This is a genomic window from Pectobacterium betavasculorum (assembly GCF_000749845.1).
In the GTDB taxonomy this organism is placed as follows: domain Bacteria; phylum Pseudomonadota; class Gammaproteobacteria; order Enterobacterales; family Enterobacteriaceae; genus Pectobacterium; species Pectobacterium betavasculorum.
The window spans coordinates 92,300-116,009 of record NZ_JQHM01000003.1 but is presented as its reverse complement, the minus strand read 5'-3'; the positions used below and the strand labels follow the sequence as shown (position 1 = coordinate 116,009).

The 23,710-nt window shown below is 51.9% G+C and carries 22 protein-coding genes; 10 read left to right on the top strand and 12 right to left on the bottom strand.

Features of this window, described 5'->3' with window-relative positions:
- Positions 1–115: 115 nt before the first annotated feature.
- A complete protein-coding gene (gene arcA / locus KP22_RS10610; protein WP_010300511.1) occupies positions 116–832 on the top strand; it encodes a two-component system response regulator ArcA in 717 nt (238 codons plus the stop codon).
- 55 nt (positions 833–887) lie between these two features.
- Here arcA and creA read toward each other — a convergent pair whose 3' ends face one another.
- Entirely contained in the window at positions 888–1,370 is a 483-nt protein-coding gene (gene creA / locus KP22_RS10605) for a protein CreA (RefSeq protein WP_039305583.1), read from the bottom strand.
- Positions 1,371–1,575: 205 nt separating this feature from the next.
- Here creA and robA point away from each other — a divergent pair, with 205 nt between their 5' ends.
- Positions 1,576–2,463 (top strand): MDR efflux pump AcrAB transcriptional activator RobA, encoded by an 888-nt coding sequence (gene robA / locus KP22_RS10595; RefSeq protein ID WP_039305577.1) that lies wholly within the window; start codon positions 1,576–1,578, stop codon positions 2,461–2,463.
- Here the strand turns inward: robA and gpmB are convergent.
- Entirely contained in the window at positions 2,452–3,102 is a 651-nt protein-coding gene (gene gpmB / locus KP22_RS10590; RefSeq protein ID WP_039324166.1) for a 2,3-diphosphoglycerate-dependent phosphoglycerate mutase GpmB, read from the bottom strand. The two genes, robA and gpmB, sit on opposite strands and share 12 nt — an antisense overlap.
- A gap of 50 nt (positions 3,103–3,152) precedes the next feature.
- On the opposite strand from gpmB, the gene yjjX reads away from it, so the two are divergent.
- Positions 3,153–3,692: an inosine/xanthosine triphosphatase gene (gene yjjX / locus KP22_RS10585; protein ID WP_039305571.1), complete on the top strand. Its 540-nt coding sequence runs from the start codon at positions 3,153–3,155 to the stop codon at positions 3,690–3,692.
- 3 nt (positions 3,693–3,695) lie between these two features.
- Here the strand turns inward: yjjX and trpR are convergent, their stop codons facing one another.
- Together trpR and sltY are read right to left on the bottom strand one after the other, a co-directional pair.
- Complete coding sequence (gene trpR, locus KP22_RS10580; protein ID WP_039305568.1) at positions 3,696–4,043, bottom strand: trp operon repressor; 348 nt, start codon at positions 4,041–4,043, stop codon at positions 3,696–3,698.
- A 72-nt stretch (positions 4,044–4,115) separates the two neighbouring features.
- Positions 4,116–6,050, bottom strand: coding sequence for a murein transglycosylase (sltY, locus tag KP22_RS10575; protein ID WP_039305566.1), 1,935 nt, complete (start codon positions 6,048–6,050; stop codon positions 4,116–4,118).
- A 541-nt stretch (positions 6,051–6,591) separates the two neighbouring features.
- Here sltY and ettA point away from each other — a divergent pair.
- Entirely contained in the window at positions 6,592–8,259 is a 1,668-nt protein-coding gene (gene ettA, locus KP22_RS10570) for an energy-dependent translational throttle protein EttA (protein WP_072012570.1), read from the top strand.
- Between the two features lie 86 nt (positions 8,260–8,345).
- On the opposite strand, the gene KP22_RS10565 is transcribed toward ettA, so the two are convergent.
- Positions 8,346–10,049 carry a methyl-accepting chemotaxis protein gene (locus KP22_RS10565; RefSeq protein WP_039324162.1) on the bottom strand — a complete coding sequence of 568 codons (1,704 nt, stop codon included), beginning with the start codon at positions 10,047–10,049 and terminating at the stop codon, positions 8,346–8,348.
- Positions 10,050–10,306: 257 nt separating this feature from the next.
- Positions 10,307–11,212 carry a LysR family transcriptional regulator gene (locus tag KP22_RS10560; RefSeq protein WP_039305557.1) on the bottom strand — a complete coding sequence of 302 codons (906 nt, stop codon included), beginning with the start codon at positions 11,210–11,212 and terminating at the stop codon, positions 10,307–10,309.
- 136 nt (positions 11,213–11,348) lie between these two features.
- Between KP22_RS10560 and KP22_RS10555 the strand changes: the two genes are divergently transcribed.
- A complete protein-coding gene (locus KP22_RS10555; protein WP_039324159.1) occupies positions 11,349–12,350 on the top strand; it encodes a zinc-binding alcohol dehydrogenase family protein in 1,002 nt (333 codons plus the stop codon).
- Positions 12,351–12,621: 271 nt separating this feature from the next.
- Here KP22_RS10555 and serA read toward each other — a convergent pair whose 3' ends face one another.
- Both serA and rpiA read right to left on the bottom strand, forming a co-directional pair.
- A complete protein-coding gene (gene serA, locus KP22_RS10550) occupies positions 12,622–13,854 on the bottom strand; it encodes a phosphoglycerate dehydrogenase (protein ID WP_039305551.1) in 1,233 nt (410 codons plus the stop codon).
- Between the two features lie 294 nt (positions 13,855–14,148).
- The gene (rpiA, locus tag KP22_RS10545; RefSeq protein ID WP_039306005.1) at positions 14,149–14,808 is read right to left on the bottom strand and encodes a ribose-5-phosphate isomerase RpiA; all 660 of its coding nucleotides are present in this window, start codon (positions 14,806–14,808) and stop codon (positions 14,149–14,151) included.
- A gap of 242 nt (positions 14,809–15,050) precedes the next feature.
- Between rpiA and KP22_RS10540 the strand changes: the two genes are divergently transcribed.
- Complete coding sequence (locus tag KP22_RS10540) at positions 15,051–15,944, top strand: LysR family transcriptional regulator ArgP (protein WP_039305548.1); 894 nt, start codon at positions 15,051–15,053, stop codon at positions 15,942–15,944.
- Between the two features lie 90 nt (positions 15,945–16,034).
- Here the strand turns inward: KP22_RS10540 and KP22_RS10535 are convergent, their stop codons facing one another.
- From KP22_RS10535 to KP22_RS10520, 4 genes are all read right to left on the bottom strand, one after another.
- The gene (locus KP22_RS10535; RefSeq protein ID WP_039324460.1) at positions 16,035–16,760 is read right to left on the bottom strand and encodes an oxidative stress defense protein; all 726 of its coding nucleotides are present in this window, start codon (positions 16,758–16,760) and stop codon (positions 16,035–16,037) included.
- Positions 16,761–16,950: 190 nt separating this feature from the next.
- Positions 16,951–17,565, bottom strand: a complete 615-nt coding sequence (gene argO, locus KP22_RS10530) for an arginine exporter ArgO (RefSeq protein WP_039305545.1) — start codon at positions 17,563–17,565, stop codon at positions 16,951–16,953.
- Between the two features lie 120 nt (positions 17,566–17,685).
- The gene (locus tag KP22_RS10525; RefSeq protein WP_015841816.1) at positions 17,686–18,504 is read right to left on the bottom strand and encodes an IclR family transcriptional regulator; all 819 of its coding nucleotides are present in this window, start codon (positions 18,502–18,504) and stop codon (positions 17,686–17,688) included.
- A gap of 243 nt (positions 18,505–18,747) precedes the next feature.
- On the bottom strand, positions 18,748–19,014 hold the full coding sequence (locus KP22_RS10520; protein ID WP_156107274.1) for a hypothetical protein: 267 nt from the start codon (positions 19,012–19,014) through the stop codon (positions 18,748–18,750).
- On the opposite strand from KP22_RS10520, the gene KP22_RS10515 reads away from it, so the two are divergent.
- The 4 genes from KP22_RS10515 to KP22_RS10500 all read left to right on the top strand — a co-directional run bounded on the left by KP22_RS10515 (position 18,970) and on the right by KP22_RS10500 (position 23,692).
- Positions 18,970–20,499: a sugar ABC transporter ATP-binding protein gene (locus tag KP22_RS10515; RefSeq protein WP_039324154.1), complete on the top strand. Its 1,530-nt coding sequence runs from the start codon at positions 18,970–18,972 to the stop codon at positions 20,497–20,499. The genes KP22_RS10520 and KP22_RS10515 overlap by 45 nt on opposite strands.
- A gap of 87 nt (positions 20,500–20,586) precedes the next feature.
- Positions 20,587–21,717 carry an ABC transporter permease gene (locus KP22_RS10510; RefSeq protein WP_039324152.1) on the top strand — a complete coding sequence of 377 codons (1,131 nt, stop codon included), beginning with the start codon at positions 20,587–20,589 and terminating at the stop codon, positions 21,715–21,717.
- A gap of 14 nt (positions 21,718–21,731) precedes the next feature.
- Complete coding sequence (locus KP22_RS10505; protein WP_039305532.1) at positions 21,732–22,832, top strand: ABC transporter substrate-binding protein; 1,101 nt, start codon at positions 21,732–21,734, stop codon at positions 22,830–22,832.
- Positions 22,833–22,846: 14 nt separating this feature from the next.
- Positions 22,847–23,692, top strand: a complete 846-nt coding sequence (locus KP22_RS10500) for an SMP-30/gluconolactonase/LRE family protein (protein WP_039324149.1) — start codon at positions 22,847–22,849, stop codon at positions 23,690–23,692.
- Positions 23,693–23,710 lie beyond the last annotated feature (18 nt).

Here is a 23,710-nt window from a genome sequence, read left to right as displayed (position 1 = left end):
CTCCAGGGAAATACCCGGAATAACTGGCGTTGTAGCCAGAGGGCCAGCAGGGTATGACAGCGACTTCTGTACTTCCGATTTCTATAATTTAAGTTGGCAATTTTAGGTAGCAAACATGCAGACGCCGCACATTCTTATTGTTGAAGACGAGTTGGTAACCCGTAACACCCTCAAGAGCATTTTTGAGGCAGAAGGGTACGTTGTTCACGAAGCCACCGATGGCGCAGAAATGCACCATATTTTGTCCGAAAATGACATTAATCTGGTGATCATGGACATCAATCTGCCAGGGAAAAATGGCCTCTTGCTGGCACGTGAACTGCGTGAGCAAGCCACCGTTGCCTTGATGTTCCTCACCGGTCGCGACAATGAAGTCGATAAGATTCTCGGTCTGGAAATCGGTGCGGATGACTACATCACCAAGCCGTTCAACCCACGTGAATTGACAATCCGCGCACGTAACCTGCTGTCACGTACCATGAATCTGGGCAGTGGCACGGAAGAGCGTCGTCTGGTGGAAAGCTATCGTTTTAACGGTTGGGAACTTGACATCAATAGCCGTTCTCTGATCAGCCCGGCTGGTGAGCAATACAAGCTGCCGCGCAGTGAATTCCGCGCGATGCTGCACTTCTGCGAAAACCCCGGCAAGATTCAGTCTCGCGCAGAACTGCTGAAGAAAATGACCGGTCGTGAGCTTAAGCCGCACGACCGCACCGTTGACGTCACCATCCGCCGTATCCGCAAGCATTTTGAATCGACAGCGGATACACCGGAAATCATCGCGACGATCCACGGCGAAGGTTACCGCTTCTGTGGCGATCTGGAAAATTAATCCTACTCAGCCGGAGCAGGCTACTGTTCCGGCTGTTTTCCCTTCTTACCGCTCGTTATTCACTCTTTCCCCACGGCATAACCGGTACCGCGCTCAACGCGTTCTTCGGCGAACCATCGACCAGTCGATCGGAATAAGCAAGGTAGATCAGAGAATTACGTTTTTGATCGTAAAACCGAACAACCTGCAATTTCTTGAACACTAGCGACGTTCTTTTCTGGAATACCACGGACCCGCGATTACCGACGCTTTTTATCTTATCGGACAGCGTAATCGGCCCAACCTGCTGGCAGGAGATTGCCGCATCCGATGTGTCTTCCGCCAACCCTAATCCCCCTTTGATTCCACCGGTTTTGGCTCGGCTAATGTAACAGGTCACGTTTGATACATCGGGATCGTCAAACGCCTCCACCACGATCTTATGGTCCGGCCCCAGCAGTTTAAAGACCGTATCAACAGATCCAACCTCTTCCGCACTGGCGGTGCCAACGGCGGACAGCACTAGCAGACCCACACTCATGATTCGCTTTATATTCATATTTCAGGCTCTGTGATGACTCATGACAAACAGTTAATAACCACAACCAAAAAGAGGATGTACGAAATAAACAACGTTGATAATCCATCTTATCCAAATTACCTGCGGAATATTTTCAAAAATCTTCGGCAGTACCAAAGCGAAAATATTGCTATGATGCGGGATCTCAATACGCTCGCGCTCAATGTGTTTGATGAGGAAGATTATGGATCAAGCCGGTATCATACGTGACTTGCTTAACTGGCTGGAAAGCCATCTCGACCAACCGCTATCACTCGATAATGTGGCAGCGAAAGCAGGTTATTCCAAGTGGCATCTGCAAAGAATGTTCAAAGACGTAACGGGCAATGCTATTGGTTCATATATCCGAGCGCGGAGATTGACCAAAGCGGCGGTTGCACTTTGTCTGACCAGCCGCCCCATCCTTGATATTGCTCTGCAATACCGTTTTGACTCACAACAAACGTTTACCCGTGCGTTTAAAAAGCAGTTTGCCCAAACGCCAGCGTCTTATCGTCGTTCCGATAATTGGAATACTTTCGGCATTCGTCCGCCAATTCGGCTCGGTGAATTTACCCTACCCCAGCCGCAGTTTGTGGAACTCCCAGAAACGCAATTACTTGGGCTGACACAAACCTATAACTGTCGACTTGAACAGATCTGTAACTTCCGTACAGAAATTCGCGTCCACTACTGGCGCCAATTTTTGGGTGAGACCTGCTCCGTTCCGCCAGTACTTTACGGGTTGCATCATTCGCGCCCAAGTAAAGAGAAAGACGATGAACACGAGGTGCTCTACACCACCGCGCTGGAGCCGCAGTATCTGCCCGATGACGTCCACACTGGCGAACCCATTACGCTACCGGGCGGCGACTACGCGATGTTCGTATTTGAAGGGCCGAAAGACGAGCTACAGGATTTTATTATCACGCTGTATGACACCTGTCTGCCGACCTTCCAACTCACGCGCCGCAAAGGGTTCGATGCCGAACGCTTCCACCCAGACGGCACATCGCGCGATGATATTCCCGACATCATCCGCTGCGAGTACCTCATTCCCATCCAGCATGCAGAGCCGATCTCAGCGCTGTAACTCATCCAGTGCCGGGATATCTAAATGAGAAATATCCCCGGCCGTTTCCACCACCCAACCAGATGCCAGCCACGGACTTTGCTGATAATCGATGCGTGACAAGGAGCAGTTGCGTAGTCGTAGACGTCGCTCAGCTGATGCAGGTAGCCCCAGAACCGTACTGAGTAAACACCCCAGCGCCATGCCGTGACTAACCAGCAACGGGCGGCTCCCAGCAGGCAATGCCAGACAACGTTCTAAGACACCGTGCATACGTGATGCGACATCCACCATCGATTCACCTTCCGGGATTCGGCCATTAGGTGTGCCATCCACCAGCCGTTTACGCCACCCTTCCTCCTCGGCGGTCAGCGAATCCAGATCGCGCGATTCCAATACGCCCATGTTCAATTCGCGTAAACCGGGCTCCAGGATTATCTGGCAATTACCACAATATTTAGCGATGATTTCTGTCGTCTGGCGCGTTCTTCCGAGATCGCTAGTAAAAATATGCGTAATCCCTAACGTCCCGATTCGTTCAGCAACCTGTTGTGCCTGTTGCTCACCTCTTGGCGTCAGAGCACTGTCCGATTGACCCTGAATACGTCGAGCCACATTCCATTCTGTTTCGCCGTGGCGAACAAGATATACCTGTAACATGGTTGTTTTCCGTTATACTGCGTCAAATTAACTAAAGGTACGAAACTGTTATGTATCACGTTGTCGCTGCAACTACCAACCCGGCAAAAATTAAGGCTATTAGCCTGGCATTCACCGATGTCTTTGGTGAAGAAAATTGCCGCATCGAAGGCGTTGACGTCGATAGCGGCGTCCCGCGTCAGCCTCTCGGCTCGCTCGAAACCCGTACAGGCGCCAGAAATCGCGTCATGATGGCACGTCAGGTACGTCCGGAAGCCGATTTTTGGGTCGGTATAGAAGCTGGCATTGAAGAAAGTATGACGTTCGCCTGGATGGTGATCGAAAATACTCATCTGCGTGGCGAATCACGTTCAGCAAGCCTGGTTCTTCCAGAAAGTATATTACATGGTATTCGTGAAGGGCGGGAATTAGGTGATGAAATGGAGCGCTTGACGGGCGTTCAGAATATCAAACATAAAGGCGGTGCCATCGGCGTCTTCACCGACGGCAAGCTGTCACGTACCAGCGTATATCATCAGGCACTGCTGCTGGCACTGGTACCGTTCCATAACCCGATCTATCAGATTCCCGTTCAGACCGCAAAACAGTAGCCGTTACGCGTCATTACCTAACGGTTTATCTGCCGACAGCAACTGCGCTTCCAACCAGCTTTTTAACGCAGGGGGCGCGGCTTTCAGGCTATTTGAACCACGCGTGATCGTGGCAATTCCCGCACCTAGCTCGCCTTTCAGCTCACGCTGGCTCATTTCACCCCGCATGAGCTCCTGTACAATTCGCACCCGCGTTCCCAACGCTGTACGCTCATCCGGCGTGAGCAAGAGTTGAAGCAGCGGCAATTGAAGATCCTCCGTAATAGACTGCTGCAATAGCGCGACGAAGCGTAACCAGTGCTCATTGTCTTGTTCAGAAAGTGCGGGGTCGATAAGCGATAACGGAGTCATATCAGGCTGCCATACTATTTAACTAGTACGGCAGCATAACACAATTTCAGGGAGCGATCGCAACGCCCCGTCTCAATAACGCCGCTGCCATTCTGCATCCGTCAGTACATTAGCTGGCTGATGCAGGAAGTAGCGGTAGAAGACGTCATAGGCCAGCACATTTTTCACATAACCCCGCGTTTCCGAAAACGGAATACTTTCGATAAACGCGACGGGATCGATACGTCCCGCGCTGTTCCTCAACCAGGTATTTACGCGCGATGGCCCGGCGTTGTAAGCCGCGGAAGACAGAATGCGGTTACGGCCAAATGTCTGATACACGTATTCCAAATAGCTGGTTCCCAACAGGATATTGGTCTCAGGATCAAACAACTGGCTGCTGTTGGTGTAGAACGTGATATTGCTCATTTTAGCGGTATGCTGCGCTGTCGCAGGCATCAGTTGCATCAGGCCCGATGCACCAACGGGCGAGCGCGCTTTCGGGTTCCACGCGCTCTCCTGCCGGGCAATCGCCATCGCATAGCTCTGGTTAATCCCTTTCCCCAGCGTTTCACGGCGGAATTCGTCATTCCAGGCCAGCGGGAAACGTTCTTCCAAATGATCCCACAGCTTCGCGACAATCGTCGCCTGCACGCTCAAATCCGCCCAGCGCTGTTCAAACGCATAGCGAGCCAGCGCTTCCTGCTGCGGTTTGCTACGATTCGCCACCAGCCCGACCCACTCGCTACGTGCCAAATTATCCATCTGCCAGAACATCAATTCCCGCACGCGGGTGATTTCCGGTTGCTGAGATAAAGAAGGATCTGGCTTCACCGCCGTCATGATAGTAATGGGATAGCGCTCGTTTAGTTTCTGCGCCGCCGCCATAGGATAGAACCCGCGCTCCTGCATCAGGCCACGTAATATCGTCTCACCTTCCTGACGTTTGCCCTGATCCAACAGCGCCGCCGCACGCCAGTAGCGCCATTCATCTTTTTGTAATGCACCCGTTGGCAAGCGCGCCATCCAACTCGTCAGCCCCTGCCGATCGCCTGTACCCAACGCCATCCGCACCCGACGCTCCAGCAACGTAGTCGACGTACTCCTTCGCACCACATCATCCCGCCACTGTGCCTGCTCTGGCGTAGCGTCGTTGCCCATCAAACGCCAGGCGATGGTTTCTTCCATATCCTGACGTTCTGCGGCGCTCATCTTCTGCAAACGGGCAATGACCGGCAGCATCGAACGGGCGTTATCCGTATCCTGACGCGCCGTGCGCGTAAAGGCCGACAGCGTGACTTTACGGGTGAAATCCGTTGGCCCGACGGTACGGGCGAAGCTCTCCAGCGAACTCGGATCGTTCTGAAGTTTCAGCAGCGCATCGCCCATCGTTTTATAATCGTCGGGTAACTGCTTGATGAGATAACTCACCAGACTGCCGCTGCCTTCATCCATCGCCAGACGCGCGCGCTCCAGCGTTGTCAGCGGCGTCTGCTCACCTGCCTGCTGCCAGACGGAGAAAAGTTTATCGCACACGGTAGGAAGCGAACGCCCGGTCAGCCAGATATCACGCGTAGCTTCCCACACGCCCTGACGCTGGCCAGTTGCCCATTGGGCATAATAGAAGTTACAGCGAGCACTCACTGGCTTCGGCGGCTGTGGGCTAAATGCCAGCAGCCCGATCCAGTCCTGACGGCGCGCCAGTTCATTCACAAAGCTGGTAGTGAGATTACGGGCGGGCGGCAACGTCGGGTGCGTTGCCATAAATTGCTTCACCTGCGTCGCGCTGACCTGACTTAGATCCTGCGTGAGCGAGCGGTATTCAAGATAAGGATAAAGCGGATAATTGCGCAGCGTCGGCATCAGCTGCGCTACCGTGTCCATTTGGTTGCTGTCCCATGCTTGCTTAACCTGCTGATAGCGCTGACGCTGCTCGTCTAAAGAGTCCGCCAGCACATGACCGGAAGCCCCAGCCAGACAAACCGCCGCAACGGCGTACCACCAATGACCTGCTTTCATCACCTGCATTAACCTCATCCGTTATCGAACTTGCTATCGGCATCCTTCATCGTATCGATCCCCCTATCCTATACCCAAAATAATTCGAGTTGCATGAAGGCGGCAACCGCATGAATCCCCAGGAGCTTACTCAGGTAAGTGACTGGGGTGAGTAAGGACAAATTGGCTTAGCCAATTTGAACGCCGCTTGCGGCGGCCCTTCAGGGCGAGGCTCAGAGATGAGCCGAGTATTGCCAACGCACAAGCAGCTTGAAGTATGACGGATATATCGGGCAGATCTAGTGTGGCACATCATGCCAGACAACGGTATGCCGATCCGCAAACCGATTCTGAAATTCATCAGGCGGGCATACGTCTCAGATCGGCCATAGCAAATCGCCGGATAGCTGGGATCGCGGGCTGAAAACCGCTACACTTCATACTTAGAATAATGTGCTTAGAATAATCGAGCCGCTGCTAAAGGCATATGCTTCAGCAGCGCTATTAATTACCCATGGTCACCCGCTTGTGGTGACAAATCATAGAGATAAGAGAGAGGCGAAGTCGCAACGTGGCTCAATATGTTTATACCATGCATCGCGTCGGTAAGGTCGTTCCGCCGAAGCGTCACATTCTGAAAAACATCTCCCTCAGTTTTTTCCCCGGAGCCAAGATCGGCGTACTGGGTCTGAACGGGTCCGGTAAATCAACGCTGCTACGTATTATGGCTGGCATTGATACGGACATCGAGGGTGAAGCTCGCCCACAACCTGGAATCAAAATCGGCTATTTGCCGCAGGAACCGCAGTTAAACACGGAGCACACCGTGCGTGAATCCGTGGAAGAAGCGGTATCTGAAGTCGTGACCGCGCTGAAGCGTCTTGATGAAGTTTATGCGCTGTATGCCGACCCGGATGCAGATTTCGATAAACTGGCCGCCGAGCAAGGTCGACTGGAAGAAGTCATTCAGGCGCACGACGGTCATAACTTGAATAACCAGTTGGAGCGCGCCGCAGATGCGCTGCGTCTACCTGAGTGGGATGCGAAAATCGCGACCTTGTCTGGGGGGGAACGTCGCCGCGTTGCGCTGTGCCGCCTGCTGCTGGAAAAACCAGACATGCTGCTGCTCGACGAACCAACCAACCACTTGGATGCCGAGTCAGTAGCCTGGCTGGAACGCTTCCTGCACGACTTCGAAGGCACCGTGGTGGCGATTACCCACGACCGTTACTTCCTCGATAACGTAGCGGGCTGGATTCTGGAACTGGACCGTGGCGAAGGCATTCCGTGGGAAGGCAACTACTCGTCTTGGCTGGAGCAGAAAGATCAGCGTCTGGCACAGGAAGCCTCTCAGGAAGCGGCACGACGTAAATCCATTGAGAAAGAGCTGGAGTGGGTGCGTCAAGGCGCTAAAGGCCGTCAGTCCAAAGGTAAGGCGCGTCTGGCACGCTTTGAAGAGTTGAACAACACGGAATATCAGAAACGTAACGAAACCAACGAACTGTTTATTCCACCGGGTGCGCGACTCGGCGATAAAGTGGTGGAAGTCACCAACCTCAGCAAGTCTTACGGCGAACGCCAGCTCATCGACGGGCTTTCTTTCTCCGTACCAAAAGGCGCGATTGTCGGGATTATCGGCCCGAACGGTGCCGGTAAATCGACGCTGTTCCGCATGATGTCTGGTCAGGAACAGCCAGATAGCGGCACGATTGAGCTGGGTGAGACCGTAAAACTGGCATCAGTCGACCAGTTCCGCGACGCGATGGATAACAGCAAAACCGTCTGGGAAGAAGTCTCCGGCGGGCAAGACATCATGCGTGTCGGCAACACCGAAATGCCTAGCCGTGCCTACGTTGGCCGTTTCAACTTCAAAGGGGTTGATCAGGGCAAACGTGTTGGTGAATTATCTGGTGGTGAGCGCGGTCGTCTGCATCTGGCTAAGCTATTGCAGGTAGGCGGCAACGTGCTGCTGCTCGATGAACCAACCAACGACCTGGATATCGAAACCCTGCGTGCGCTGGAAAACGCCCTGCTGGAATTCCCAGGCTGCGCCATGGTGATCTCGCATGACCGTTGGTTCCTCGACCGTATCGCCACGCACATTCTGGATTATCAGGATGAAGGTAAAGTGGAATTCTTCGAAGGTAACTTTACTGAATACGAAGAGTACAAGAAGCGTACGTTGGGCGCAGAGGCGCTGGAGCCTCACCGCATCAAATACAAAAAGATTACTAAATAAGCCGTCATCGAACGTGGTAAACACATGGCCCGCAATACATTGCGGGCCATTTTTCTTTCTGATGGTGTGTCATTGACTGGAAGCGATCAGAACGTTTCCCAGTTTTGATTATTGTTGCCTTTGTTGCTGGATCCGGCGATAGCTATTGCGGGCGCTAAACGCGGTTGCGGCGCAGATTTCGGCAATGATGACCTCACTTGCTGGACGATACCGGACAGCTTGAATACCGCGACAGCCTGCGTCAAACGCGCGGCCTGCTCTTCAAGTGAAACGGCGGCTGCCGACGCTTCCTGTACTAATGCCGCATTCTGCTGCGTTGCGCTATCCATTTCAGACACGGCCTGACTGACCTGCCCAATACCGCGACTCTGTTCATCAGAAGCGGAAGCTATTTCCCCCATGATGTCCGTCACGCTGACAACCGCACGGACAATTTCGCCCATGGTTGTCCCTGCCTGCGCCACCAGCCCTGAGCCGATATCCACCAGCCTGCCAGATTCGCCAATCAGCGTTTCGATTTCCTTCGCCGCCTGCGCACTACGCTGCGCCAGATTGCGAACTTCACCCGCAACGACGGCAAAACCACGCCCTTGTTCGCCTGCTCGTGCCGCTTCTACTGCGGCGTTCAGCGCCAGAATATTGGTCTGGAAAGCGATGCTGTTAATAACGGAAGTGATCTCAGAAATGCGTTTTGAGCTAGTGGAAATATCCTGCATCGTGTCCACCACGCCTTGCACAATTTGTCCGCCCTTCTCCGCTTTTTCAGAGGCATTTTTTGCCAGTTGGCTGGCGTGGTGAGCATTATCAGAGTTCTGTTTCACCGTTGCGGTCAGTTGTTCCATGCTCGCTGCGGTTTCTTCCAGAGCAGCAGCCTGTTGCTCGGTACGTGAAGAGAGATCGACGTTGCCTGCCGTAATTTCTGACGATCCTTGATAGATCGAATCCGCGCCTTCGCGCACGATCGTCACCGTATCTGTCAACTCCGCCTGCATATTCTGAATATTCAAACCCAAAATACCAATCTCATTACGCCCCATCGCCATGGGTGGTAGCGTCAGGTCACCCGCTGCAATTTTCTGAATACGTTCAACCAGTCTATTGATTGGCGCAAGGATCACATTGCGCACCATGATATACGCCATGATTGCCATAATGATGGACAACGCAAACGAGCCCGACATCATCCAGTATCCCAGTTGGGCGTTCTGTTCCGCCCGCTGATTGATATCCTGCGCGGCTTTTGTCAGTTCAGTCACTTTTTTACGTACAGGAACGCTAAACTCTTCATCTAACGTGCGCGCCAGCGTACTTTCCAACGACACCAGATCTTCAAATTCACCATCACTTGTGGCTTTCTGCATCAAAACAATCGCACTATCGCGATAGTTGGTATAAGCCTTGAGGATATCCTCGTCCAAGGCATTTTCATTCTCCAGTCTGTCGGGACGCGCGAGATATTCATCAAGGCGTTTCTGTGAGGCTCTGATCCGGCCAGCAGCCTGGTCTGAAGCAGCTTTAAATACTTCGTGATCGCTAATACGGTTTGCCGCACCAGCCTGAATGAGCAGCAGCCTGGCAACACGCAACTGATCGAGACTACTGCTGATACCCGCGCGAATATCAGACAGCTCATTTGCCTTATCCAGTGAATCATTACTCTGCTTTAAGAAATAGCTCGCTGTGCCAATAGAAAGCGCAAAGAGAATCAGGATAATTGAAAAAAGAGTAATAAATAACGATACGAGACGTATATTGTTAATGTAACTCAACTTATCTTTCTTAACAGACATCGATTGCATTCTCATTTTCACCATCACTGGTATACATTATCTCTATCACTAATCAATGTGACAGAGCCCGAATATCACCGTGACAAAACGCCACGCAGGGCATGCCTTTCATAAAAAAGTCAAAAGGAACCAATATTGTTATCGGCATTCCCAATCTAAAACGTACCTAAAACAAGCTGACAGAAATCACGTTTCAATAAAAATTTTACCGTTTAAATAAAAAATGAAACAAAAAATCTCTGCGCAATATATCACTGTTACTTTTTCAAAAGTATTGAGTAATCATCTAACGTGCGATGCTGTAAAACGAAGTCGATGAAACACGCTAACGCGGGCGAATTTAGCTTGCGGCTGGGGTACACCAGATAAAGCTCATTGGCTTCCACCTGCCAATCCGGCAGAACCCTGACCAACTTGCCAGCAACAGCCTCATCGCGGCAGAGAAAATCCGGTAATAGCGTAATCCCTGCCCCCGCAATAGCGCACTCGCGGGCGTAAAGCAGATTGTCTGTAATGTGTGCGTCAGGTAATAGCCAACGATAGAGCTCTGAACCACGGTGAAGGAGCCACTCTGTCCAGGCATGATGCGCAATGCAGTGGTGTTGCTGGAGCTGCTGCGGATGAAGCAATGCGGGATGCCGCGCAAGATAGTCAGGCGATGCCAGCAAATAGCGCGGAGTCTGCCCGAGTGAACGCCCAATGAGTGACGAATCGTGAGGTTTACCGGTGCGAAAAGCGACATCAAAGCCCTCCTGCACGAGATCGATCACCGCATCTGAAATCAGAACATCCAGCGATACCGCCGGAAAGCGCTGCTGAAATTCGGCAGTGAGTCGCGCCAGCAGTGTGGAACCTAGCCCCGCAGGGCTGGTAATACGTAGTCGCCCGCTGGGGTTATCACGCAAGCGCTGTATAGCAAGATCGGCGCGTTCACTGGCTTGCAGCATCTCCTGACAGTGAATCAGGTAACGTTCGCCTGCAAACGTCAGATTTAGCTGGCGCGTCGTTCGGTTAAGCAATCGCAGGCCGATCTGTTGTTCGAGCTGGCTGATGCGCAAACTCAGGCTAGATTTTGCCAGCCCCGCTTTTCGCGCCGCCTGTGTAAAACTGCCACACTCGGCCACCAGCGCAAACAGCGCCATATCCTGCAATTGCTTAAACATGATTGTTCACCTCAGACGAACACTGCATTATTTATTGTCCATCTTATCAGTCCTATCTCTGTGCTCTACACTTTGGCTTATGCAAAAATAGGTTTTATTCACAAGACCGCATTCTGAAAATAATGAGGAACAGACCATGACCGCTCATGCGATAGCCGTTGATCCACAACAGCCAGAAAATTTCATTGCCATCACGCAGGATATTCCCGAGCCTGGTGAATACGATCTGTTGGTCGGCGTAAAAGCCATTTCCGTCAATCCCGTGGATACCAAAGTTCATGCTGGGTTACGTCAGAATGGATTACAGCAGCCCCGAATTCTCGGTTGGGATGCCAGCGGCGTCGTGCTGAAAATCGGCAGCGCGGTTAACAACATTCAAGTAGGCGATGAAGTCTGGTACGCCGGCGATATCACCCGCCCCGGCAGCAACACCACCCATCAGTTAATTGATTCACGTATCGTAGCGCGCAAGCCGGTGTCTCTGGACTGGGCAGCGGCGGCCGCACTGCCGCTCACGGCACTGACCGCCTGGGAAGGCTTATTCGAGCATTTGAAAATACAGCAGGCCGACAGCGACAAAACTCTGCTGATTATCGGTGGTGCAGGCGGCGTAGGCTCCCTTGCGATTTCTCTGGCCGCGCTGCGCAGTTCGGTAAATATCATCGCCACTGCGTCACAGCCTGACTCGGCAGAGTGGTGCCGCCAGCGCGGTGCCCATAAGGTCGTGGATTACCGGAATCTGATCGAGGAACTGGCAAAGGAAGGAATCAAACAGATCGATTATATTTTCTGCCTGAACGACACCGACGGCCACTGGGATGCCATCAGCAAACTGATCGCACCGATGGGACACATCTGCACCATCGTGGAAAACAAAAATCCGCTCGACCAAACGGCGCTGAAACTCAAAAGCGCGGCGCTGCACTGGGAATTAATGTTTACCCGCAGCATGTTCACCACGCCGGATATCGCGGAACAGGGGAATATTTTGCACGAAGTCGCACAGCTGGTTGATGCAGGAAAACTTCAGGGAACCGCCAGCGAAGCGCTGCAAGGGTTAACGGTAGACACGCTGAAGCAGGCTCACGATAAAGTGCTGGAAGGGCATATGCGCGGTAAGATCGTCATCGCGCTGTAATAAATGAGGTTGCTGACAAAGCCCGTAGAGCGGAGTAACGGATAGATCGTAAAGACGCTGCAAGTACGTCCATGTAAGCTCGGCTTGCGCGGATATGAATCTCATCCCTGAGATTCAGCCTTTCAGGGCCGTCGCAGGCGACGTTCAAAAACGCTCCTGACGTTTTTGTCCCTGGCGCAAACGCTTTACTCTTCTATTCCGTTACTCCCGTTTTCATTCAGTAAATAGACTTGTCAATGGGCTGATAGTGCATTCACTGATCAATCAGACATCAGAACAGCAGACGGGCACGAATCGTGCCGGGAATCGCCTTCATCAGTTGCAGTGCCGTTTGTGCACCGTCAGTTTCGACATCAATTACCACATAACCAATTTCAGGTGTCGTTTGCAGATACTGCGCGGCAATGTTAATTCCCTGTTCAGCAAAGATCTGGTTAATTTTGGTAATAATACCAGGACGGTTTTCATGGATGTGCAGCAGGCGGCTCGCACGTGCGCCATGGACAGGCAACGACACTTCCGGGAAATTCACCGCAGACAGCGTAGAGCCGTTATCTGAGTATTTCACCAGTTTGCCGGCCACTTCATCACCGATATTCTCTTGCGCTTCCTGCGTGGAACCACCGATATGCGGCGTCAGCAGCACGTTGTCAAACTCGCACAGCGGTGACAAGAATGGATCGCTGTTGGTTGCCGGTTCCTGTGGGAATACGTCTATCGCCGCACCGGATAGATGTTTACTTCTCAATACTTCGCACAGTGCTGGAATATCAACCACCGTACCGCGGGCAGCATTAATCAGGATTGCACCCGGCTTCATCAGCGCCAGCTCTTCCGGGCCCATCATATCCTGCGTGCTTTCATTTTCCGGCACGTGCAGACTCACCACGTCGCTCATATTCAACAGGTCGGACAGATGGCGTACCTGCTGAGCATTACCCAGCGGCAATTTACTTTCAATATCATAGAAGTAAACGTGCATACCGAGGCCTTCAGCCAGAATCCCCAACTGCATACCGATATGACCGTAGCCGATGATGCCGAGCTTTTTGCCGCGAGCTTCAAACGATCCCACAGCCAGTTTGTGCCAAATACCACGATGCGCTTTCGCGTTTGCCGCGGGGATACCACGCAGCATCAGCAACATTTCGCCGATCACCATTTCCGCCACGGATCGGGTATTGGAAAAAGGCGCATTAAACACTGGGATACCGCGTTTGGTCGCGGCCGACAGTTCAACCTGGTTAGTCCCGATACAGAAACACCCTACTGCGATCAATTTTTCCGCAGCAGCAAAAATCTCTTCTGTCAGATGGGTACGCGAGCGGATACCCACAAAATGCGCATCGCGGATAGAAGCTTTTAATGCTTCAGGATCCAACGCCCCTTTGTGGAACTCGATATTGGTGTAACCCGCTGCACGCAGGTTATCCAGCGCGCTCTGGTGCACGCCTTCCACTAACAGAAACTTAATCTTGTCTTTTTCCAGTGATACCTTTGCCATTTCCCGACCTTATTTTCAGACTTCAAATGTGACAGAGTGCTAAATAGCCTCTGCCAACATAACAAAAATTACGCCGTCAGCAATACAAACGATTGCTTCGCCTGAAGCGCACCATAGAGAAGCGCACCTGATTTATGGCAAAAAATATTGCCAAAGATGTGCATCGCCATATCGGCGATAAACAAAATAAGAAAATGTGATATTAAGTACCAAAAATGAGCTGTTAACTAAATAGATATTTTTAGCTAAAAAATATCTGACGTGGACGTCCACCACGTCAGAACAATCACTCACTCATTTAACGACGGTTTTTACACCATCAGGCGTGCCGACTAACGCCACATCCGCACCGCGGTTGGCAAACAACCCAACGGTCACCACACCAGGGATACCATTAATGTGGTTTTCTACCGCGACAGCATCCATGATATTCAGGTTGTGTACGTCCAAAATGACGTTGCCGTTATCCGTCACCACACCCTGGCGATATTCCGGCTGCCCACCCAGTTTCACGAGTTCACGGGCAACGTAAGAACGCGCCATCGGAATGACTTCAACCGGCAACGGGAATTTACCCAGTACATCAACCTGTTTTGATGCATCAACAATGCAGATGAACTGACGCGACAGTGCCGAAATGATTTTCTCACGGGTCAACGCCGCTCCACCGCCTTTAATCATCTGCATGTGCCCGTTGATCTCATCCGCGCCGTCCACATAAACATCCAGCGAATCCACATCATTGGCATCAAAAACGGGAATACCCAGACTTTTCAACTTTTCCGTTGAGGCATCCGAGCTGGAAACCGCGCCTTTGATCTGATGCTTTATCGAACCCAGCGCATCAATAAAGTGAGCTGCCGTCGATCCGGTTCCTACTCCCACAATGGTGTCAGGGCGAACATAGTCAAGCGCTGCCCATCCCACTGCTTTTTTCAGTTCATCTTGCGTCATAATCTGCTTTTGGCCTGTAGAATCGATATACGAAAACGTGTGCGTATTATAGAACATGCGCGTTGGGGAAAGCGTGCAAATTCACTTCACCGCCGCTGCATTATTTCATGCACATCAATTTCCCTCATATCGTGCTGAATCGTGATTGCGCACAACAGCCAAAAATAAGATTTCTGCATGGCAAATCAGCAAAATGTGGCATAGTGAAAAAAAATAGACTCATTCAGGGGATTTTGACTTTCATGAAACGCCCGGACTATCGAACGCTTCAGGCTCTGGATGCTGTCATCCGCGAACGTGGTTTTGAACGCGCTGCCCAAAAATTGTGTATTACCCAATCTGCCGTTTCACAGCGTATTAAGCAGTTGGAAAATCTGTTCGGCCAGCCGCTGCTGGTCAGAACTATCCCACCTCGTCCAACGGAACAAGGGCAAAAGCTCCTGGCTCTGCTTCATCAGGTAGAGTTACTGGAAGAAGAGTGGCTGGGAAATGAAACCAGCAGCGATATTCCACTGCTACTATCGCTGGCGGTAAACGCCGACAGCCTGGCGACCTGGTTGCTGCCCGCGTTACAGCCAGTGCTGGTGGATTCACCGATTCGCCTTAATTTGCAAGTCGAGGATGAAACGCGCACCCAGGAAAGATTGCGTCGGGGTGAAGTGGTCGGTGCAGTGAGTATTCAGTCTCAGCCGTTACCGAGCTGTCTGGTGGATAAGCTGGGCGCACTGGATTATCTGTTTGTCGCGTCGCCAGCCTTTGCTGCTCGCTATTTCCCAAATGGTGTGACTCGCTCGGCGCTGCTGCGCGCGCCCGCCGTCGCCTTCGATCATCTGGATGACATGCATCAGGCTTTTTTACAACAGAACTTTGATTTGTCGCCGGGCAGCGTTCCCTGCCATATCGTGAATTCATCGGAAGCCTTCGTACAACTGGCAAGACAGGGCACAACCTGCTGCATGATCCCCCATCTGCAAATCGAGAGAGAACTTGCCAACAACGAATTAGTCGACCTGACGCCGGGGCTATTTCAGCGCCGGATGCTCTACTGGCATCGCTTCGCGCCGGAAAGTCGGATGATGAGGAAAGTAACGGATGCCCTGCTCTCACACGGCCATCAGGTTCTGAGACAGTCATAACGTACTGAAGTCGCGCTCCTGAGTCGTGATAAAATCCAACAGGCCTGTCTGAACAGGCCTGTTAGTACGATCAATTCGCTAGCACATCACTTATTGCGTGCGCTGCAACTCAAATACAACATCCACCTGATCGTCAAAGTGAATGGTTTGTTGTTCATACGTTTGCGCCGCTTCGCTTTGTGCTGCCGCATCTGCCGTTTTAAACATCCGTGCCATTGGCATCGGCTGATAGTTGGCAACATGGTAGCGAACGCTGTAGATCGGCCCCAGCTTGGCGTTGAAGCCCTGTGCCAACGACGCAGCCTGATTCGTCGCCTGCTCGATGGCTTGCTTACGCGCTTCATCGCGATACGTTTCCGGGTTAGCAACGCCCAGTTCCACCGTGCGAATTTCATTCAGCCCCGATTTCAACGCACCATCTAGCAGTTCGTTCAGTTTATCTAATTGACGCAGCGTCACTTCCACCTGACGCACCGCACGATAGCCTTTCAGCACCGAACCGCCGGTTTTCAGATAGTCATATTCTGGCTGCGTGCGTAAATTTGCTGCATTAATGTCTTTTTTCTCAATGCCGTTTTTACTCAGAAAATCAAAATATTGTGCAACGCGAGCATCAACCTGCTTTTTCGCGTCCGCTGCATCCTTTGATGACACACTCACTTCAATTGCCAGACGCGCAATATCGGGTGTCGCGTCTACGCTGGATGTCCCCGACGTCACGATATGCGGACCATCCGGCAGTTCCGCAGCCTGTACGGCCATCGATGCGCCGCCAAATCCTAGTGCGGTGGCCAGCGCCAGTGCATTGAGCTTCATCATACCTCGCTTCACGCTCTCTCCTTACTTATGTTTCGTCACGCATGTGGCCCGGCAGGTTCTTCCTGCCTCGACACAGCACGTTCCAGAATGAAAGATACAAGAAGGGTATCTTTACCAGACAACATAACGTATTACCGACTCCACACAATATAGGTGAATTTCTGAAACATAGCGTAAATCGGAATCATTATTGCCAGCCATGACGCGCCAACTGTAAAGCGATTCCCCACATCACTACACCGACAAAAAAGTTGATAGCTCGCTGTACCCGAGGCGTATTCAGCCACGGTGCCAGCCAGGCTGCCAATAATGCCAACGCAAAGAACCAGGTAAAGGAAGCCGTTATCGTCCCCAGCGCAAACCAGCTTCGATCATTATCCGTAAACTGACTCCCCAAGCTCCCCAACACCACAAAGGTATCCAGATAGACGTGCGGATTAAGCCAGGTCACTGCCAACATAGTGGCAATAATACGCCAGCGGCTCTGCTTCATAACGTCAGCACTGGCTAGCGTAATATTCTTGCTGAAGGCCGTTCTCATTGCTCCCCAGCCGAACCAGAGCAAAAACGCAACGCCGCCCCAGGTCACCGCTCCTAACAATAACGAAGACTGGCTGAGCAGCGCGCTACCCCCAAAAATACCCGCGCTAATCAACACCATGTCACTCACAGCACATAGCAGCGCCACCATCAAGTGATACTGTCGGCGAATTCCCTGATTCATGACGAATGCATTCTGTGGACCCAATGGCAGAATCATCGCTGCGCCTAACAGAACGCCTTGCAGAAAAACAGCAAACATGATTTTCCTCGTAAATAAAGCGCCAGTAGCGGCGCATGCCGATTTCACACGCACATCATACGAAGGGAAAATCATTAGATGAAATGGATATTTCTAATCAGGCATTAGTCAGCCTAATGCTTAATCGGGGGTGACAAAACCCAGTTCCAGAGAAATACGCTGGGCGGTAGCGATAACTGGCTTAACCAGCGATTTCATACCGATTTGCTGTAGCTTGGCGGTAGGCAACGATACTGATACCGCATAAGGAACCCGCTGCTGAATATCAAATACCGGTGCGGCAATGCAGGATACGCCAAGCTCATTTTCCTCACGATCCATCGCCAATCCTTTCTGACGAATATCTTCCAGCTCTTCATACATCTTCGGCAGCTCTGTGATGGTATTCCGCGTGAGGGGCTGAATATCACTCTGGTGAGTTTGCCAATAGTACGCAGGGTAGTCGCTTTTACCATACGCCATAAAAATTTTTCCCATGGCGGAACAGTAAAGCGGCATGTGCTGACCGATGTAAGCGCGGGTGCGCATCATGCCCGTCGTCGGCTCCAACTTGTAGATCAGGATGACATGATCGTCTTCACGGCTGGAAAAGTTTACCGTTTCCCCCACTTCCAGATTCAGTTGCACCAGATGAGGCGAAGCAACGTGAATAATATTCAGAGAAGATAATGCTTTCTGCCCAATGGAGATAAATTTGGTCGTCAGACGATAGCTGCCCGGTGAAGGTGCCTGCGTGACATAGCCGCTGGTGTGCAGCCCCTGTAGCAATCGGTGTACGGTACTTTTGTTCATACCCGCTAGTTCAGACAAATGGGCGAGTGGACAACCGTTAGGAAAATTACTCAGAATTTCAATCAATTGTAAACCACGAAATAGACTCTGACTCCCCAGCGGTTTTTCTTTTTGATCGTCTTTCTCATTAACAGCTTTCGGGCTCATAACTGATCTCCAGAACAAGGGGCTAGGCTGTGCTTGCACAGAAGCTGCTGCAACGCAGTGTGTCGCCGCCATCCATTTCGCTTAAGAATAGCAATGTTACCGCAAGGCCTGCATGAGTTGAAGTGGAACGCCGTTTCATTGTCGGAATGGCTCCCTGAATACGCAACCCTCCCCTGCCCATGAAGTGAGCAGTACATCACAAATACGAAACAACAAAAATAAGCCATTGTTTTTAAATAAGATTTAAAACCCCTTTGCCTTTGCTTTAGCGCAATCTTCGGTATATTGTTTTTGAAATTGAATTTCGCATATTGAAATATAAAGTTCATTAAAACGACAAATCATTGCTGATTTCATTCCTGCCACACCATCTTCAGGGTGTTTACCGCCCAGAATCAGCGGGAACAGGTTGCTTAACGATTTTGCACCGCATCGCAGCGTGTGCTGAACACAAGGGCGAATCACATGAATCAAACCAATGCGGATCAACCCATACTTGCGCTTAGCCATATCACTAAACGCTTTGGCGGCAATATTGCCGTTAATGATGTCAGTCTTCAGGTCATGCCGGGCGAGGTGCTCGCGCTACTGGGCGAAAATGGCGCGGGGAAATCGACACTCATTAAAGTCCTCGCAGGCGTCTACCCCTGCGATGGCGGTGATATTCAATTCCGTGGAACCAGCATAACGTCAGCCGCAGCGATAAAAAGTGATGGCCTCCAGCCTATTGCGTTTATTCATCAGGATCTGGGGCTGATCGAGTGGATGACGGTGGCGGAAAACATGGCACTGGTCATGGGGTTTCCACGCCGTTTTGGATTAATTGACTGGCGTGCGATCCGTCTGCGTGCCAGCCAGGCGCTACAAGATGTCGGGATCGCACTCGATCCCGATGCTCGTGTGTTCGAACTCTCGCGTACGGAAAAATCACTACTCGCCATCGCGCGAGCCGTCGCCGTGAATGCCGAACTGCTGGTGCTGGATGAACCCACCGCCTCGCTTCCGGCAAATGATGTCCGCCATCTTTTTTCCGTTATTAACCGATTGCGTGCGAAAAAAGTGGGCATGATTTACGTCACTCATCGACTGGATGAAGTGATCGACATCGCCGATCGTGTCTGCGTCATGCGTGATGGCCGCTATGTCGCAGGCGGTAGAACGGCGGATTATTCGCTGCGCGATCTGGTGCAATTGATTGTGGGTGAAGCCATGCCCGGCGATCAGCGCGAACCCTTACCTGCTCCTTCCTCTCCTGTTCTACAAGTAAAAAATGTGACTGTAGGCGATATCGGCCCGGTCAGCTTTAGCCTGCAACCGGGGGAAATGCTCGCACTGGCTGGTCTGCGCGGCGCAGGCCAGGAAGAGATAGGCCGTTTGCTGTTCGGGCTACGCCAATGCGACAGCGGAGAAATTCAGTTTCGTGATACACCTTACCACGCTAGCTCACCGCAACAGGCGATGGCTCACGGCGTATCGCTGGTCGCAGGCGATCGCACCAATGAAAGCCTGGTGATGTCGATGAGCGTACGCGAGAACCTGTTTATCAACCCCTGCGCCAGTGGACATAAGCTCTTTTCACGCTACAGCCGCCGCGAAGAGATAGGGGCAAGCTGGTGGAAAGTACAACTGTTCGATGTTCGCCCCAAAAACGTCAATATCGACATCAGTGCACTGTCCGGCGGCAACCAACAGAAAGTGGTGATGGCACGCTGGATGCACCTCGGAGCACCGCTGCTGATCCTGGAAGATCCCACTGCGGGCGTTGATGTCGGTGCCCGCGCCGAAATTTACCATCTATTGAATAAGTCACTGGCGGAGGGCATTGCGGTGCTGGTGATCTCCAATGATTTCGAGGAGATCGCCCACATTTGCAATCGTGCACTGGTTTTCAATCGGGGCAATGTCGTCGGCGAACTCAAAAATCAACAGGTTTCTTTCGCCAACTTATTGGAATTGGCATCTGCCAGTATGGCAGAAACCACGGCTTCGGCCTGAATGGCACGTTATTGCACAGGCGAACTGAATCGACAGTAAAAAATTCTAGACGCTCACACAGCCTCACCTGTTCGAAGGAAGAAAATAATGTCTAATAAAACATCGGTAAAATCAACGGCGCTAGAGCAGCGAGTGAGTCTGGCACAGGATGGTGCTGGCCCTTGGCTGATGCAAATTCTGACCCGCTATGGCTTGCTGTTACTGTGCATCGCGCTGGTTATTCTATTTTCACTCGCAACGCCGTCATTCGCTTCCATGTTGACGCTACAGGCAATCCTCTCCAGCAAAGCCAAAATCGCCCTGCTGGCACTGGCCGCGACGATTCCAATGATCGTCGGAAAGATCGATCTCAACGTCGGTTTTGGCATCGTGCTCTGGCACATTCTGGCGATTACGCTTCAGGTGGAATACGGCTTCTCATGGCAGATGGCCGTGCTGACGGTACTGGTCATTTCAGCGCTATACGGTTTGCTCAACGGCATTCTGGTGGCATTAGCCGATATCGATAGCTTCGTCGCCACGCTGGGGTCTGGCACCGTACTGTACGCCGTAGCACTGTGGCATTCGGGCGGCCGCCAGATTGTTGGCGATCTACCCGATGCTTTTATTGCTCTGCACCATACCGAGATCGGCGGAATCCCTATCGTTGCCTTCTATGTCCTGCTTGTCGCCATTGTCTTATGGCTCGTCACTGAACATACGCCTCTTGGCCGCTGCATGTATGCCGTAGGGGGCAATCCTGCCGCAGCACGGCTCAATGGGATTTCCGTTAACCGTTTTACTATCGGTGCCTTCATCACTTCCAGCGTATTGACTGGCTTTAGCGGCGTGTTAATCGCCGCAGAACAAGGGGTCGGACAGGCTAGTGTGGGTATGGATTATCTCTTGCCTGCGCTGGTTGGTGCGTTCCTTGGCAGTACCACGCTTCGCCCCGGTCGAGTGAACGTCTGGGGAACGGTTATCGGCATCGCCATTCTTGCGATTGGTATCGCCGGTATCCAGCAGTTTGGCGGTGAATTCTGGGTTGAGCCGTTATTTAACGGAGCCACTCTGCTGCTCTCGATCACGCTGGCAGGCTATGCCCAGCGCCGCCGCTTATTGAATCAAAAAGCCGTACAACGTCGTCAGGCTGGCTCACCACAGCGCCATCACCAGGAGCCTTCTCATCAGAAAAGCACGCCTCCAGAAAACAATAACCATAACGTGACACATCCCTAACAGGAGCACACCCTATGAAACGTTTTTTGCTGTTATCAGGACTGACCACCGTGTTATTAAGCAGCCAGTCAACGTGGGCTGATAGCTATCTCGATCGGGCAACGGCAGCCGTTGCAAAAGCGACCACCAGCAGCACACAGTGGGATGGCCCGACTCAGGGGCCACAGTTACAGCCGAATAAGAAGATTATTTTTATTGCTTCCGATATGAAAAATGGCGGTGTTCAAGGCGTGCAGCAAGGGCTGAGCGAAGCAGCCAAAGCCGCAGGCTGGAAGCTGGAAACGTTGGACGGTGGCGGTTCCGTCAAAGATCAATTGGCCTCGCTCAATCAGGCGATCGCTCAGAAGCCAGATGGCATTGTTATTGGTGGCTGGAACCCGAATGTCGCCAAAATCCCGCTGAAGAAAGCCATTCAACAAGGCATTATTCTGACTGCATGGCATGCCGTACCCGAGCCGGGCCCCTTGCCAAAATACGATATTTTCTACAACGTGACATCCGATTCGAATGACGTCGCCCGCATCGCCGCGCAATACGCCATCGTTAAATCTGGTGGAAAAGCCAATGTCTTAATCTTTACCGATTCTCTTTACCAAATCGCTCTTGATAAAGCCAACGTCATGAAAGACGAAATAGGTAAATGCAGCGGTTGCAAGGTAGTGGAATTCATCGACACACCGCTCGCTGATACCGCAAACCGCATGCCTGCCATGACGTTTAGTCTGTTACAGAAATATGGCGACAGCTTCCAGTATTCGCTGGCAATTAACGACCTGTATTTTGATTTCATGGCACCGTCGTTAAAAACGGCGGGTAAAGGCGGTAAAAATGCACCGTACAACATTTCGGCTGGCGATGGTTCCATCTCTGCCTATCAACGTATTCGCTCCGGCGATAGCCAGTCAGCCACCGTGCCAGAGCCTCTGAAGCTGCACGGCTGGCAGTTGCTAGATGAGTTTAACCGCGCTTTTGCCAAACAGCCGCCTTCTGGCTATGTCACCCCGGCACATTTGGTAACCGCCGAAAACGTCGCGAACGACGGTGGTAATAACAACTTGTATGACCCGCAAAATGATTATCAAGGCCATTATCGGGCAATCTGGGGTGTGAAATAAGTGGAGAACCCAGCATGACACAACAACTTGAGCGTCTGTGTTCTCCCGCCATCTGGGCCGAAGGCCCAGTATGGTTGCCACAGCAGGATGCCGTGGTCTTTAGTGATGTAAAAGGAAACCGGATGTTTATCTGGTCGCGTAATGGCGACGTCACTCTCTGGCGATCTCCATCCCACTACGCAAACGGCAATGCACTTGATGCGCAAGGACGCGTCGTGAGCTGCGAACATGGCCGGCGAGCTATCAGCCGTCGTGAGAATAATGGCGATATTCATGTCCTGGTCGACCGCTTTGATGGGAAACGCTTCAACTCGCCAAACGATGTGGCGATCCGTAGCGATGGCACGATCTGGTTTACCGATCCGCCCTACGGCATTACCAGCGATGACGAAGGCTACAAATCAGAAAGCCAGATCATTGGCTGCTACGTCTACTGCTTCGATCCGCGCGATGGCTCACTCAGCATCGCGGCCAGCGATCTCCAGCGCCCAAACGGATTGGCCTTTTCGCCAGATGAAACACATTTATATATTGCAGACATGTCGATTATTGATTTCCCAACGCTGGGTCGGCGCGATCTGCGAATTTATCCAGTTGAGGGAAAGCATCTGGGCGCGGGGCAGTTTTTTGCCCGTGTAGAGCCGGGTATTCCCGACGGCTTCTGTGTTGATCGCAGTGGCAACCTGTTTTGCAGTTGCGCTGACGGCGTACTGATTTTTAGCCCCGATGGCCATGAGCTCGGCAAAATAGACGTACCGGAATGCGCTTCCAACTGCACTATCGGCGGGCCAGAAGGGAGTGAGCTGTACATCACGGCAACGACGTCGCTTTACCGTATTGGGATAGAGTCGTACTGGTAAAACTGCGCGTGTGGGGTA